Source organism: Amycolatopsis sacchari, from assembly GCF_900114035.1.
Lineage (GTDB): Bacteria > Actinomycetota > Actinomycetes > Mycobacteriales > Pseudonocardiaceae > Amycolatopsis_E > Amycolatopsis_E sacchari.
In genome coordinates, this window is record NZ_FORP01000001.1 from 462841 (window position 1) to 477303 (window position 14463).

11 protein-coding genes are annotated in these 14463 nt (G+C 74.1%); 7 read left to right on the top strand and 4 right to left on the bottom strand.

Annotation, left to right across the window (positions count from 1 at the left end):
* Positions 1–7 precede the first annotated feature (7 nt).
* The gene (gene fdhA, locus BMZ92_RS02255) at positions 8–1228 is read left to right on the top strand and encodes a formaldehyde dehydrogenase, glutathione-independent (protein WP_091503962.1); all 1221 of its coding nucleotides are present in this window, start codon (positions 8–10) and stop codon (positions 1226–1228) included.
* Positions 1229–1321: 93 nt separating this feature from the next.
* On the top strand, positions 1322–3466 hold the full coding sequence (locus BMZ92_RS02260) for a transglycosylase domain-containing protein (protein ID WP_143249776.1): 2145 nt from the start codon (positions 1322–1324) through the stop codon (positions 3464–3466).
* A gap of 1 nt (position 3467) precedes the next feature.
* On the opposite strand, the gene BMZ92_RS02265 is transcribed toward BMZ92_RS02260, so the two are convergent.
* The 3 genes from BMZ92_RS02265 to BMZ92_RS02275 are packed head-to-tail and all read right to left on the bottom strand — an operon-like array spanning position 3468 to position 5891.
* Positions 3468–4220, bottom strand: a complete 753-nt coding sequence (locus BMZ92_RS02265) for a hypothetical protein (RefSeq protein ID WP_245782840.1) — start codon at positions 4218–4220, stop codon at positions 3468–3470.
* A 43-nt stretch (positions 4221–4263) separates the two neighbouring features.
* Positions 4264–5190: an acetamidase/formamidase family protein gene (locus tag BMZ92_RS02270; protein WP_091503966.1), complete on the bottom strand. Its 927-nt coding sequence runs from the start codon at positions 5188–5190 to the stop codon at positions 4264–4266.
* On the bottom strand, positions 5187–5891 hold the full coding sequence (locus tag BMZ92_RS02275) for a FadR/GntR family transcriptional regulator (protein ID WP_091503967.1): 705 nt from the start codon (positions 5889–5891) through the stop codon (positions 5187–5189). Before BMZ92_RS02275 ends, BMZ92_RS02270 begins: the two co-directional genes overlap by 4 nt.
* A gap of 50 nt (positions 5892–5941) precedes the next feature.
* Between BMZ92_RS02275 and BMZ92_RS02280 the strand changes: the two genes are divergently transcribed.
* The 5 genes from BMZ92_RS02280 to BMZ92_RS02300 are packed head-to-tail and all read left to right on the top strand — an operon-like array spanning position 5942 to position 13790.
* Positions 5942–7096: a low temperature requirement protein A gene (locus BMZ92_RS02280; protein ID WP_091503968.1), complete on the top strand. Its 1155-nt coding sequence runs from the start codon at positions 5942–5944 to the stop codon at positions 7094–7096.
* 10 nt (positions 7097–7106) lie between these two features.
* On the top strand, positions 7107–7862 hold the full coding sequence (locus tag BMZ92_RS02285) for an adenylate/guanylate cyclase domain-containing protein (RefSeq protein ID WP_091503969.1): 756 nt from the start codon (positions 7107–7109) through the stop codon (positions 7860–7862).
* A gap of 28 nt (positions 7863–7890) precedes the next feature.
* Positions 7891–11982 (top strand): AAA family ATPase, encoded by a 4092-nt coding sequence (locus BMZ92_RS37780; protein ID WP_245782841.1) that lies wholly within the window; start codon positions 7891–7893, stop codon positions 11980–11982.
* 9 nt (positions 11983–11991) lie between these two features.
* Complete coding sequence (locus BMZ92_RS02295; protein WP_245782842.1) at positions 11992–12915, top strand: patatin-like phospholipase family protein; 924 nt, start codon at positions 11992–11994, stop codon at positions 12913–12915.
* A gap of 50 nt (positions 12916–12965) precedes the next feature.
* On the top strand, positions 12966–13790 hold the full coding sequence (locus tag BMZ92_RS02300) for an endonuclease/exonuclease/phosphatase family protein (RefSeq protein ID WP_245782843.1): 825 nt from the start codon (positions 12966–12968) through the stop codon (positions 13788–13790).
* Between the two features lie 4 nt (positions 13791–13794).
* Here BMZ92_RS02300 and BMZ92_RS02305 read toward each other — a convergent pair whose 3' ends face one another.
* Positions 13795–14394 carry a hypothetical protein gene (locus BMZ92_RS02305; protein ID WP_091503970.1) on the bottom strand — a complete coding sequence of 200 codons (600 nt, stop codon included), beginning with the start codon at positions 14392–14394 and terminating at the stop codon, positions 13795–13797.
* Positions 14395–14463: the final 69 nt, after the last annotated feature.

Sequence of the window (14463 nt, forward strand, 5' to 3'; positions counted from 1 at the left end):
TGCACCGATGGCGGGCAACAAGGCAGTCGCTTACGTCGGCAAGGGCACCGTCGAAGTCCAGGACATCGACTATCCCGACTTCGTCCTGCACGACGGTCCCGGGGTGAACAAGGCGAACGTGGGGCGCGAAGTGCACCACGGCGTGATCCTGAAGAACGTGGCCACCAACATCTGCGGCAGCGACCAGCACATGGTGCGCGGCCGCACCACCGCCCCCGAGGGGCTCGTGCTCGGGCACGAGATCACCGGGGAGGTGGTGGAGACGGGCCGGGACGTGGAGTTCGTGCACGTCGGCGACCTGGTCTCGGTGCCGTTCAACATCGCGTGCGGGCGGTGCCGCAACTGCAAGGAGGGCAAGACCGGGATCTGCCTCAACGTCAACCCGGACCGCCCGGGCTCCGCGTACGGGTACGTGGACATGGGCGGCTGGGTCGGCGGGCAGGCCGAGTACGTGATGGTGCCGTACGCGGACTGGAACGTGCTCAAGTTCCCCGACCGGGACCGGGCGATGGAGAAGATCCTCGACCTGGCCATGCTTTCGGACATCTTCCCGACCGGCTTCCACGGCTGCGTCAGCGCGGGCGTGACGGTCGGCTCGACGGTCTACATCGCCGGGGCGGGCCCGGTCGGGCTGGCGGCCGCCGCGTCCGCCCAACTACTGGGTGCCGCCGTGGTCATCGTCGGCGACCTCAACCCGGAGCGGCTGGCGCAGGCGCGCTCGTTCGGCTGCGAGACGGTCGACGTGTCCCAGGGTGACCCGAAGGAGCAGATCGCGGAGATCCTGGGCGTGCCGGAGGTGGACTGCGGGGTGGACGCGGTCGGCTTCGAGGCACGCGGGCACGGCAGGGACGCGGAAACGGAAAAACCGGCCGCCGTGCTCAATTCACTCATGGACCTCACGCGCGCGGGTGGCGCGCTCGGCATCCCCGGGCTGTACGTGACGGGTGATCCGGGCGCCGCGGACGAAGCGGCGCGGCAGGGCTCGCTGTCCCTCCGGATCGGGCTCGGCTGGGCGAAATCCCACGCCTTCACCACCGGGCAGTGCCCGGTCATGCGCTACCACCGGCAGCTGATGATGGCGATCCTGCACGACCGGGTGCACATCGCCGACGCCGTCAACGCCACGCCGATCCCGCTCGCCGAAGCGCCACGAGGGTACGAGGAGTTCGACCAGGGCGCGGCCCGCAAGTACGTGCTGGACCCGCACGGGCTGCTCTCGGCGCACTGAACCACGGGCGTCCCGCCCGTCGTTTACAGTGACGGGCGGGATTCTCGGAGGTCGATTTTGGCGAGCTACGGCGAGCGGCCCGGGTGGCGGCGGGTGCGGCGGACCCTGTACGTGGTGCTGGGCCTGGGTATGTTCGTCCCGGTCGCGGCGTTCGTCGTGGCGTACTTCATGGTCGACGTGCCGGACCCGAACGCGCTGGCGGCGAGCCTGAACCAGCCGGTGACGCTGTACTACGCCGACGGCTCGACGCTGTACACGAAGTCGACCGAGGGCGCGCACGCGGTCGTGTCGTGGGACCAGATCCCGCAGACGATGAAGAACGCGCAGATCGCCGCTGAAGACGAGACGTTCATGACGAACTCGGGCTTCGACCTCAAGGCCATCCTGCGCACGGTGTACAACCGGCTGACCGGCGGCACCGGCGGTGGTTCGACGATCGGCCAGGAGTACGTCAAGAAGGCCACCGGCAACGACGACGCGACGCTGAAGCGGAAGTTCGTGGAAATGGTCGAGTCGTACAAGATGACCCGTACCTACTCCAAACAGGACATCCTCACCGCATACCTCAACACCGTCTACTTCGGACGCGGGGCGTACGGGATCTCGGCCGCGGCGAGGGCGTACTACAACGAGGACGTGAGCAAGCTGACGACGGAGCAGTCGGCGCTGCTCGCGGGCCTGGTGCAGCTGCCGGGGCAGGCGGACAACACCGCCTACCAGCAACGGCGCTACAGCTACGTGATGGGGCGGTTGCTGGCCAACCACTGGATCACGCAGGCCGAGTACTCGTCGGCGCAGTTCCCCACGCCGGTGCCGAACGCCGCCAAGAACGGCGGTTCGAACCTCGCGGACCGGCAGTACATCGTCTCCGAGGCCTTCGCCGAACTGGCCGCCGCGGGCTACTCCGAGCAGTCGCTGACGGCGTCCGGCGCCAAGATCTACCTCACCATCCAGCCGGACGCGCAGCAGAAGGCCGAGCAGGCGGTGCAGAAGATCATGGCCGCCGACGCCGAGTACCCGGACGAGGGCAGCGCGCTGGTGTCCGCGAACCCGCAGACCGGCGAGATCCTGGCCTACTACGGCGGGAACGGCTCCACCGCCTACGACCTGGCGACCACCCCGCAGCAGCCGGGTTCGTCGTTCAAGCCGTACGTGCTCGCGGCCGGTGTGCGGGCACAGCCGGACAAGATCGGCCTGGACACGGTCTACGACGGCAGCGACAACCAGACGATCGCCGGGCAGCTGGTGCACAACTCCGACGGCGAGGGTTCGCCGCAGATCACCGTCAAGGACGCGATGACGCAGTCGGTGAACACGGTGTTCTACCGGATGGGCGCGGACGTCGGCGTTTCCGCGGTGCGGCAGGCGGCGTGGGACGCCGGGATCCCGAAGCAGATCACCACGTCGCTGGGCGCCACGTTCGATTCGCTGCAGAACGACGACCCGGCCACGGGCAAGGGCACCGGCACGACCGAGCTGGGCATCGCGATCGGGCAGTACCCGGTGCGGCCACTCGACCAGGCGCAGGGGTACGCGACGTTCGCGGCGAACGGGATGTATGTGCCGTTGCACCTGGTCGCGCGCGTGACCGACGACAGCGGCAACCCGGTCTACGGGTTCACGACGGCACCGAAGCCGGCGTTCAGCGACGACGCGGCGACGAACTCGGCGATCGCGTCGATCGTGACCCAGTCGATGACCGACGTGGCGTCGTCGTCGGGGGACGGGCTGTCCGGCGCGCGGCCGAACGCAGCCAAGACCGGGACGGCGCAGTTCGGGAACACCGGGCACAACTCCGAGGCGTGGATGGTCGGGTTCACGCCGCAGGTGGTGACCGCCGTGTGGTTCGGCAACGTCAAACAGCCGGCGCCGATCTACGGCAACTACCACAACGGCAAGGGGCGCGAGCACGGGTACGACGTGTACGGACGGGAGGAACCGGGCTACATCTGGCAGGCCTACATGGCCGCCTACCTGTCCGGGAAACCCGTGCAGTCGTTCCCGCAGGCACCCGACCTCACCACGCCCACCACGACCCCGCCGCCGTCGACGACGACGAGCGAGACGGTGCCGCCGTCCCCGACGAGCAGCAGCCCGAGCGAACCGCCCAGCCCGACGGAAACCCCGCCGAGCCGGCCGCGGCACCCGTTCCCGCCACCGCCACCGACCTGCCTGCCGGGGGACTGCCCGGGGGAACCCTCCACGACGTCGGTTTCGCGGCACCACCCGGTGCGCTGAGCTACTGCCCCGGCGTGCGCTGGTGGAAGGTCAGCCGCCCGTCGGACGGGCCGGATTCCGACCAGCCGCCGGCGTCGGCCGTCCAGGTGCGGCCGTCGAAGGTGACGGTGTCGATCGCGAAGCGGGTGGCGTTCGCCACGAGCCAGCTCGCCAGCTCCCAGCCCGCCGCGAGCTCGTGGGCACCGGTCAGGCGCGCCGAGCCCAGCTCCGCGTTCGCGACCGGGACCAGGTCGGCCGCGGGGGCGCCGAGCACCAGGTCGTGGCAGGTGAAGGCAGCGGGCGTCTGGCCGGTGAGCGCGCCGGCGAGCGCCCGCGCCTCGGGCTCCCACTGCGCGTAGGCCTCCGGCAGCCCCGAGCGCTGCACCAGCTGGGCCGCCTCGGTCACGCTCAGGTCCGCCCAGTGCGGCTGGGCCCGCAGGCGCTGGTAGAACGTCGTCGCGGCGTACACCGGGTCGGTGACCTGGGCGTAGGTGCCCCAGCCCTGGCTCGGCCGCTGCTGGAACAACCCCGCCGAGTCGCGGTCGCCGCCGGTGAGGTTGCGCAGCTTGGATTCCTGCAACCCGGTCGCGAGCGCGACCGTCACCGCGTGGTCCGGCATGCCCAGCCGCCCGCCGACGGCCGCGATCGTGGCGGCGTTCTGCGCCTGCTCGGGCGTGAGGCTGTAACCCGCCACCCCGCACGAGGGCGGCGGTGGCTTGCGCTGGGCGAGGACGAGCCAGGCCAGCCCGCCCCCGAGCACCGCGAGGACGAGCACGAGACATCCCCACCGGGCGAACCGCACATCCTTTTGTAGCAGGTCAGCGCACCGCGCCGGGCGGCAGCACCGCGTGCACGCCCCACGTCCGGTTCGCCACCTGCGTGACACGCAGGTCCACCACGGCGCTCGCGAGCGCCAGTGCCGCGCCGCGGGCCAGCCCGTGTGACGCCTGCAGCCAGGTGACCATCGCGGCGAGCGCGTCCGCCATCGCGTCGTCGAGGTGCTCCGCGAAACCGAACGTGATCCGGCCCGCCGGGGTTTCGGCGTGGCACCTCGGCACCGGCGTCGAGGGGAGTACGTCGAGCACCACCTCGACGGTCATCGGGCATTCGATCGCCGTGCCGCCTGCCTCACCGTCGCCCTGCGCCGCGTGGCCGTCGCCGAGGAGCAGGTGCGCCCCGGGCACGGTGACCGGCAGGTACAACGTCGAACCGGCGACCAGTTCCCGGCAGTCGATGTTGCCGCCGCCCTCGGTGCGCGGCGGGATCGTCGAGTGCTCGCCCGGTTCCGCGGGAGGCAGCCCGACGACACCGGGGAACGGTGAGAGCCGCACCGTGTGGCCGAGCTGGTTCCGTGCCGTACCGGACTCGGCATCCAGTTCCCACAGCAACCACGTCGGTGGTTCGTCCGCCAGTCCGAGCCGTCGCGTCAGCCAGTTGTCCTTGCCGCCCGCGACCGTCCAGCCCCAGTCGCCGGGGCGCACGGACTTCAGGTGCACGGCGAGCACCGTCCCCGGCTCGGCGCCTCGCACGGCGATCGGTCCCGTCAGGCAGTGGCCGCGGCGGGAGGGGAACATCTTCGGCCGGTCGTCACCGGGGACGCGGTGTGGCTCCAGGTTGCCATGCGCGTCGAGGGCCGACACGACCACCGTGTCGCCGGGATCCACCGTCAGCACCGGCGGGGTGTCGCGGCTGAACACGTCGATGGTCGTCGTCGGGGTGGGGTCGAGCCGGTGCGTCGTCGTCACGGTTCCTCGGGGTTCCAGCTCAGCAGGCGCACGCGCCGCACGGTCTCCAGGTGCGCGCGCATCGCCTCGACCGCGGCCCGCGCGTCCTGCGCGCGGATGGCGTCGGCGATCTTCGTGTGCTGCGCGAGGGACTGCGGCGGCCGGCCGGGCTGCTGCAGGGACTCGTGCCGCGTCTCGGCGATCTGGTCGGCGATGCGCGCCATGAAATCGGCGAGCAGCTCGCTGTGCGCGGCCGCGGTGACGGCGGCGTGGAAACGGCGGTCACCCTCCTCGCCGGGTTTCCCGTCGTCGATCTCGGCACGCATCGCGGTCAGCGCGGCGTCGATCTCCGCGAGGTCGGCGTCCGTCCGGCGCTGCGCCGCCAGTTCGGCGAGCTTGGTCTCCATCGCCTCGCGGGCGTCCAGCACGTCCGGCAGGCGGCGCCGCCGCTCGACCAGGCGCGCCACGGGTTCGGGGTGCAGGCTGTCCGCGCGGAGGTACGTGCCGCCCCCGTGCCGGATCTCGACCAGCCCCTGCACCTCCAGCACGACTATCGCCTGCTTGAGGGAGGCGCGGCTGACGCGCAGCCGCTCGGCGAGGTCCCGTTCCGACGGCAGCCGGTCGCCCGCCTTGAGGCCCGCCGCGTCGGCATAGGCTCGCAGTTGCTCCACCACCTGCTCGTACAGGCGGGGCCGGCTCACCGGGCGCAGCGGATCGGACACAGCCGCCAGCCTAGTGGATCAGTGGTCCAGCCAGCCCCATACTGAGCCGCGTGACCGAAGGAACCGGGACCGGGGAGCGTCACGCCTCCTGGCTGGAGCTGTTCTTCGACCTGGTCGCGGTGGCGGGCGTCGCGCAGCTGTCGCACCTGGTCCACACCACGCGTTCCTGGGGCGACGCCGGGCTGTACGTGGTGTGCTTCCTCGCGTTCTGGACCGCCTGGATGTGCTTCACCGTCTACGGCAACGTGGCCGGTGGCGCGACGCGGGTGGCGCCCGTGTTCGGCGCGATGCTGGGGCTGGCGATCATGGCGGCCGCGGTCGAAGGCGTCGGCGGCGAGCACGCCAGGACCTTCGCCATCGCCTACGTCACGGTGCGCGTGCTGGCGGACCGGGTGTGGCAGAGCCGTGACGTGCGGCGCATCGTCGTCGACTGGCCCGCCGTCCAGGTGGGCTCGGGGGTGGTGCCGTGGATCGTGTCGCTGTGGGCCGAAGCGCCGTGGCGGTACGTGCTGTGGGCCCTGGGCCTCGCGCTCGACCTGGTGATCACCTTCCTGTTCGCGGGGAAGCGGGCGGTGGCCGGGTTCAGCCGGAGGAGCGAGCAGCACCGCGGATCGCGCCCGGTGCCCCAGGCGCAGCTGGTGCACCTCGACGCCGCGCACATCGGGGAGCGCCTCGGCCTCTTCATGATCATCGTGCTCGGCGAGGGCGTGCTCGTGGTGACCGAGGCGATGACCGCCACGGAGCACTGGGCGACCCCGCTGTACCGGACCGTGTTCGGCGCGCTGGCGCTGCTGGCCGCGCTCTGGGCGGTGATGCTGCGGCACGGTTCCGGCGGTGTGCCGTTCCTCGGCGGGCACGCGCTGCCCGCGCGGGTGATGCTGCCGCTGCACTGCCTCACCGCGGGCGTGGTCGTGGCACTGGCGAGCGGACTCGGGGACGTCATCGGGCACGGGCCACCCCCGGCCGGCACGCGGTGGCTGCTGTGCGGGGCCGTCGCCGCGCTGGGCCTGCTCGGGTCGGTGATGGGACTGGTCGCCGGCCGCGGCGGCTGGTGGGCGCTCGCGGTCGCGTCGATCGCCGTGGCCGGGCCGGGGCTGGTGGGCTGGCTGGGCGCGGAAGGCAGCGCGGTGGTGTGGCTGCTGGTGCTCGTGGTGGTGGCGCAGGTGGCGGTGACGCGCTTCCAGCTGAGGGTTACGCGCCAGTAGGGTCAGCGGCGTGAGCGAGGAGCCGAGGGCGCGGCGGTGGTTGCGGGACGCCGACCGGCACGCGGTCGCCATCCGTGCCGCGCGAGCGGTGCGGCGGCTGGCGCCGGGGGCGGACGTGGTGGCGCTGCCCGGCTCGGACCGCCCGTCGGACCGCGTCGCCCGGCTGCTCGAAGAGGCGGGCGGCGGCAGGCCCAGCGCGGCACGGGAACTGGGGCTCGCGGCGGTGCGGACCTGGCAGGCGTTCTCGCGACCGGGCGCCGCCGGCGGCGAGGTGACGATCCTGTTCACCGACCTCGTCGGGTTCTCCAGCTGGGCGCTCGACGCGGGGGACGACTCCGTCCTGCGCCTGCTGCGGGAGGTCGGCGACGTCACCGGCGCCGTGGTCTCGCGGCACGGCGGGAAGGTGGTGAAGTCCCTCGGGGATGGCGTGATGGCGGTGTTCCCGGCCGCCGGGGCGGCGATCGGGGCCGCGGCTGAGGCGTGCACCGCGGTCAGCGCGATCACGCTCGACGGCTACCGGCCGCAGCTGCGGGCGGGGCTGCACACCGGGCACCCGCGCCGCGTGCGCGGCGACTACCTCGGCGTGGACGTCAACGTGGCGGCCCGCGTCGCGGCCGCGGCCACGGCGGGCGAGGTGCTCGTCTCCGGTCCCGCACTGGCCACTGTGGACGCTGCGGGGTACGTGGTCCGGCGTCGGCGCCGCTTCCGGGCCAAGGGCGCGCCCCGGGACCTGGAGGTGTACTCCGTCGTGCCGCGGCACACGTGAGGCGGCGATGCCGGTTTAATGGGCGGCGGTGAACGGGGACGAACACGACGAAGGCCCGGCGTTCGGGGAGCTGCTCCGGCGGTACCGGCACGCCGCCGGGATGACCCAGGCCGAGCTGGCCGAGGCTTCCGGCGTCAGCGTCCGCGCCCTGAGCAACCTCGAACGCGGCCGCGCCCGCGCGGCGCAGCGCCGGTCGACCGAGGTGCTGGCCGACGCCCTGGGGCTGGCGGGCGCGGACCGGGCGGGTTTTCTCGCCGCGGCGCGGGAAGGCAGGCGGCGCGGCACCGAGCGCGCGCCCGCGCCCGCCGCGGGCACCGTGCTGGGCACGCTGCCGCCCGCCGTCGCGGACCTCGTGGGCCGCACGGCCGAGCTGGACCGGCTGCGGGAAGCCGCGGACGCCGCGGCGGACACCCCCGGCGGCGTCGTGGTGTCCGTGGTGGGCCAGCCGGGCGTGGGCAAGACGGCATTGGTCCAGTCCGCCGCCCACACGCTGCGCGAGAGGTTCCCGCACGGCTTCCTGTCGCTCGACCTGCGTGGTATGGACGACCAGCCGGTGACCCCGCGTGCCGCGCTGGACACCCTGCTGCGGGCGCTCGGCGTGCCCCCGGCGCGGATCCCCGCCACCGTCGAGGGGCAGTCCGCGCTGTACCGCTCGCTGCTGGCCGGGCGCCGGCTGCTCGTCGTGCTCGACAACGCCGCCGACGAGGCGCAGGTGCGGCCCCTCCTGTCGGGCACCGCGGGCTGCCTGACCCTGATCACGTGCCGTCGCGCGCTCGCCGGGCTGGAGTCGGCGCGGTGGCTGCGGCTGAGCCCGCTCGGCCCCGCGGACGCCTCGGCGCTCGTCGCGTCGATCATCGGCCCCGACCGCGTGGCGGCGGAACCCGGCGCCGCCGCGGAGCTGGTCGAGCTGTGCGGGCACCTGCCGCTCGCGGTGCGCATCGCGGGCAACCGGCTGGCGAGCAGGCCCGACTGGTCGCTGGCGTACCTCGTGACGCAGCTGCGTGACGAGCACACGCGGCTCGCCGCGCTCGCGGCGGGCGATCTGCGGGTGCGCCCGGCGTTCGAGATCTCGCACCGGCGGCTCTCGCCCGCGGCGCGGCTCGTGTTCCGCCGCGCCGCGGTGGTGCCCGGTCCCGACTTCGGCGCCGAACTCGCGGCGGTGGCCACCGGCTTGCCCGAGGCGGAGGTCCAGGCGCACCTCGACGAGCTCGTCGACGCCAACATCCTGCTCGCCGCGCGGGTCGCCGGACGGTACGCCTACCACGACCTCATCCGCCTCTACGCGGGCGAGCGGCTTGCCGCGGAGGAGGACCAGGCCGCCGCGGAGCAGGCACGGGCGCGGGTGTGGGACCACCTGCTCACGACGGCGGTCGAGGCGGGCAGGCTGTTCCTGCCCAACGCGCTCGCCCAGGGCTCGCCGGAACCCGCCGGCCGGTTCACGAGCCGGGCCGGGGCGCGCGCGTGGCTCGACGCGGAGGCGGGCAACTGGCTGGCCGCCCAGCGCGCGGCCGCGCGTGCCGGGCAGCACCGGGCGGTGCTGGACCTGGCCAAGGCGCTGCACTGGTTCTCCGACGGCCGCATGCAGCAGCTGCCGTGGGACGAGGTCGCCGCACTCGGGCTCGCCGCCGCCCGCGCGCTGGGCAGCCGCGCCGAGGAGGCGGCGATGCTCAACTCGCTGGGCTGGGCGCGCTACTACTGCCTCGGCGACAACGAGGCCGGCCGCGAAGTGCTCGAACAGGCGCTCGCGCTGTCCACCGCGATCGGGGACCGGGCGCAGCAGACGTGGGCGCTGGCCTACCTCGGCGCGGTGCTGATGCGCCTCGGCCGCTCGGAGGAGGGGCTCGACCGCATCCGCCGTGCGGTGGCGATGTCCGGGGAGCTGGGGTTCTGGCTCGGGCAGGGCACGATCCGCAACGCGCTGGGCCAGATCCTGTGTGCCGTCGGCAGGCCGGACGAGGGGCTCGCGGTGCACCGGGCGGTGCTCGCCGACGCCGAGTTCTCCCGCGAGCAGGCCAACCCCGAGACCTACCGGATGCTGCGGTCGTTCACGCTGCTGCTGGTCGGGCGGGCGCTGGAGGCGCTGGAGGACTGGCCGCAGGCGGCGGAGACGCATCAGCGGGCCCGCGCGTTGTTCGCCACGGTCGCGCTGCCGTTGCTGGAGGCCGACTCCGCGCTGCACGAGGGCATGGCGTGGCGGCGGGCGGGACGCCAGCCCGCCGCACTGGCACCGCTGCGGTTCGCGCTGTCGGTGTTCACCGGCGTCCCGAACCGCTGGGAACGCGCGCAGGCGCTGGCCGAGCTCGCCGCCGTGCTGGAGCACCAGGGCGACACCACCGGCGCCGCCAAGCACCGGCGGGAGGCGGTGGCGCTGTGCGAGGACCTCGGCACGCCGCAGGCGCGGCAGCTCGCGGAGCGGCTGGCCGACCCGAAACCGCGGCCCGCCCGGCTGTCCGACCGGCTGCAGGCCGCCCGCAACCAGGCCTTCACCGGCCGTGCGGAGGAACTGGCGTTCCTGCGCACGGCGCGGCAGGCGGACCCGCCGCCGTTCTCCGTGCTGTGGCTGCACGGGCCTGGTGGCGTCGGCAAGACCACGCTGCTGCAGCGGTTCGTCGACGACGCGGTCGCCGACGGCGAGTCCTGCGTGCTGCTCGACGCGCGGATGTTCGAGCCCACCCCGCAGGCCTTCGCCGACGCGCTGGGTTCGGCGGAGTGGCCCGCCGGGCTGCGGCTGCTCGTGCTCGACACCGCCGAGCTGCTGGCCCCGCTCGAACGGTGGCTGCGGGAGTCGTTCCTGCTGACCGCACCCGAGGGGAGCCTGCTCGTGGTGGCGGGCCGGGACGAGCCGGGGGCGGACTGGCGGGCCGACGGCGGCTGGTGGCGGCGGCTGCGCACGATGCCGGTGCGGGACCTGCCGCCCGCCGACGCCGCCGAGCTGCTGCGGCGGCGCGGCATCCCCGAGCACGAGATCCCGGCGGTGCTGCGGTTCACCTCCGGCCACCCGCTCGCGCTGGCCCTCGTCGCCGACGTGGCCGGGCACCGCACGGGCGACGAGCGGACGTGGGACATCGAGGAGTCGTCCGACGTCGTCGCCGTGCTGCTGCGGCGGCTGATGCGCGAGGTGCCCTCGGACCGGCACCGCGAGGCGCTGGAGGTGCTCGCGCTGGCCCGCGTGACGACGGGTGACTTCCTGCGGCACTGCCTGTCCGAACCGCCCCGCGACGTCGAGGCGCTGTTCGAATGGCTGCGCGGGCTGTCGTTCGTCGAGACCACCGCCGAGGGCCTGGTACCCCATCCCACCGCGCGGCAGGCGCTGCTCGCCGGCCTGCGCGACCGGCCGCACTACGAGCAGGTGTTCCGCCGGGTGCACCGCCACGTGGCCGAGCGCCTGCTCAGCCGCGTCGGGGACGGGCAGCGCAACGCGCTGGACTACCTCTACCTGAGCCGGTACGGCGCCCTGCGCGAGTACTTCCTGTTCGAGGCCGTCCCGGACACGCGCGCCGAACCGGCGGCGCCCGCCGACCGGGACGCCGTGCTCAAGCTCATCGACCACAACGAGGGCCCGCAGGCGGCCCGGCTCGCCGAGGCGTGGTGGCGGGCGCAGCCGGACGCCTTCACCGTGTTCCGGCGCCGGGGCGGCGGGATCGACGGGCTGCTCGTGCAGCCGCGGCTGGCACCGGACACGCTGCCGGTGCCCGACGACCCGGTGGCACGGGCGGCGCTGGCGTGGGCGGAGCGGACCGCGCCGCTGCGGCCGGGGCAGCACCTGCTGCTGGGCCGCTGGATCATGGGCCAGGAAAGCTACCAGGAGCTGCGCGGCAGCGGCATGCTGCCGACCGCGTGCGCGCTCACACTGCGCTGGACCACCACGCCCGGGACCGCACTGAGCTACACCAGCGTCGCGGAGGGCGCGTTCTGGGCGCCGGTGTTCGAGTTCATCGGGCACCGGCGGCTGCCGGAGATCACCGACGCCGACGGCCGCCGCTGCACGCCGTTCGTGTTCGACTGGCGCCAGACCCCGCCACGTGAGTGGTTCGCCACGATGGAGGACCGCCAGCTGGCGAGCCAGGTTCCTCCCGGTTCGTCCACTTCGGACGCCAATGACCGGAACGTCACCGGCTAGGGTCGGACCGTGGGTGTTTCGGTGCTGGACGTGGTGCGGGCGCGGGCGGCGGAGGGGAGTGTGCCGGGCGCGCGGCGGGACCCCTACCGGCTCGGCCTGGCGATCGAAGGGGGCGGCAGCCGCGGCACGTACTCCAGCGGGATGGCCGTCGAACTGGAGCGGCGCGGGCTGACGTCGGTGTTCGACGACGTGTACGGCTCCTCGATGGGGGCGATCACCGGCGCGTGGCTGTTGTCGGGCAAGGCCGAGCACGGTGCCTCGTTCTGGTGGCACCCCGACGTGCTGCCCAACGTGATCCGGCCGCGGGCCGCGTTGCGCCGCAAACCGGTGGTGGACCTGGAGTTCCTGATGAACGAGGTGTACCAGCGGTGGGCCGGGCTGGACTTCGACGGCGTGCTGGCGAACCCGGTGCGGCTGCACCCCATCGGCACGGACGCCGACACCGGCGCCGCCGTCGACCTCGCGCCGCACCTGCGGGACGCCGAGACGCTGAAGCTCGCCCTGCGGGGTTCGGCCGGGCTGCCGCTGCTCGCGGGCCCGCTGGTGCGGCTGGGCGGGCGACGGCTCCTCGACGGCGGGCTCACCGAGCCGATCCCGTTCCACTCCGCGCTCCGCGACGGTTGCACGCACGTGCTCGTCCTGCGCACCCGCCGCGCAGACGAGCGCCCGCAGCAGCCGCCGCGGGTGGAGAACCTCGCGGTCACCGCGTTCCTGCGCCGGACGGCCCCGGCCACCCTGCCCGCCTGGCGCGGGCGGCCGGAGCGCCGCCGCACCGACGACGAGCAGCTGGCGGGATCCGAGGCGCTCACGCAGGTGCTGGTGCCGCCCGGCGCGCCGGACGTGTCGCGGCTCGCCGTGGACCCGGCGTTGTTGCGCCGCGCGTTCGACCTCGGCGCCTCGGCGATGGCGACGGCGTTCGAAGCGGGGCGGTAGTTCGCCTGGTGTTCAGGCGCTCGTGTGCCGGCGCCAGTAGGTTGTGCGCCGTGCACACTTCGCTCTGCCGCGCCGCCGCCGTGGTTTCCGCCCTCAGCCTCGCCGTGCTCGGCGCCGCGCCCGCCGAAGCCGCGCCGCCGCCCTTGCGGGTCGCCACCTACAACATCCACGCCGGGGCGGGGGAGGACGGCGTGTTCGACCTGGAGCGCACGGCCGCCGCGCTGCGGGACCTGCACGCCGACGTGATCGGCCTGGAGGAGGCCGACGTGCACTGGGGCGAGCGCAGCGAGTTCGCCGACGAGGCGCACGCACTCGCCGCGAAGCTGCGCATGCGGGTGTTCTTCGCGCCGATCTACGACCTCGACCCCGCCGCGCCCGGGCAGCCGCGGCGCCGGTTCGGCGTCGCGATCCTGAGCCGGTTTCCCGTGCTGGCCACGGAAAACCACGAGATCACGCGGTTGTCGACCCAGGACCCCGACCCGGTGCCCGCGCCGGCACCCGGCTTCGCGGAAGCGGTCGTCGCCGTCCGCGGCACGTTCGTCCACTTCTACGCCACGCACCTGGACTACCGGCCCGATCCGGCGGTGCGGGCCCGCCAGGTCGCCGACATGCTCGCCGTGCTCGGCCAGGACCGCGGCCCGAAGATCCTCGTCGGGGACTTCAACGCCGACGCGGCCGCACCCGAACTCGGTCCACTGTGGACGAACCTGCGGGACGCCGCGGCCGGGGCGGGGGCGACCTATCCGGCGGCGGACCCGGCCAGCCGCATCGACCTGGTGACCGTCTCGCCGGACGTGCGCGTGGTCGGTGCGCGCACGGTGGCGACGCTCGCCTCCGACCACCGGCCGGTCGTCGCGGACGTCGTCGTGCGCTGACGCGTCAGCCCCGCAACCCCAGCCGCGCCAGCTCCCACCCGGCCAGGCGCGCCAGCACCTCGGGGTCGCGGTCCCGCCAGCCCGACGTGACGTCGCCCGCCGCCGCCAGCCGCGGCAGGCCCTGCCCGGTCAGCGCTCGCAGCGCCAGCAGGTCCCGTCCCTCGTCGCCGAGCGCGCGCAGCCGCACCCCCGCGGTGGCCCGGCGCGCGAAGCGCCACCGCAGCGGCAGCCACGTGACCAGCAGGAACAGCACCGGCACGGAGATCAGCGCCGCGGCGAGCCAGAACGCGAGCTGCCCCACCGCGTCGATCTGCCACTGCCCGGCGTCGGCCAGCTTGGTCCCCGCGGCCGAGCCGCTGTGCAGCGCCCCCGCCAGCGCCCCGCCGACGAGCGGCACGTCGTCGGCGTGGTCCGCGGCGGAGTCGAAGGTGCGGGCCAGGCTCGACCCCGCGTCGACCAGCCCCGTGCCCGGTGCCTGGAGCCGGAGCACCTCGTCGTGCACGGTCAGCCCCAGCCACACCGCGAGGACGGTGAGCAGGACGGCGACGAGGTCGCTGACGGCCTGGGTGGTCCGGCGGGCGGGGAGTTCGGCGTAGAGCTTCATCGGCGGCACCTTCCGGCGGGCTGCGGGGACGCGGGGAACCTACCGCCGGGCGTCCGGGCACGGTGGTGC

What these genes read in the sequence shown, in the direction of transcription:
- fdhA (WP_091503962.1), top strand. Translation starts at nt 8, where the DNA reads ATGGCGGGCAACAAGGCAGTCGCTTACGTCGGCAAGGGCACCGTCGAA.
- BMZ92_RS02305 (WP_091503970.1), bottom strand. Translation starts at nt 14,394, where the DNA reads ATGAAGCTCTACGCCGAACTCCCCGCCCGCCGGACCACCCAGGCCGTC.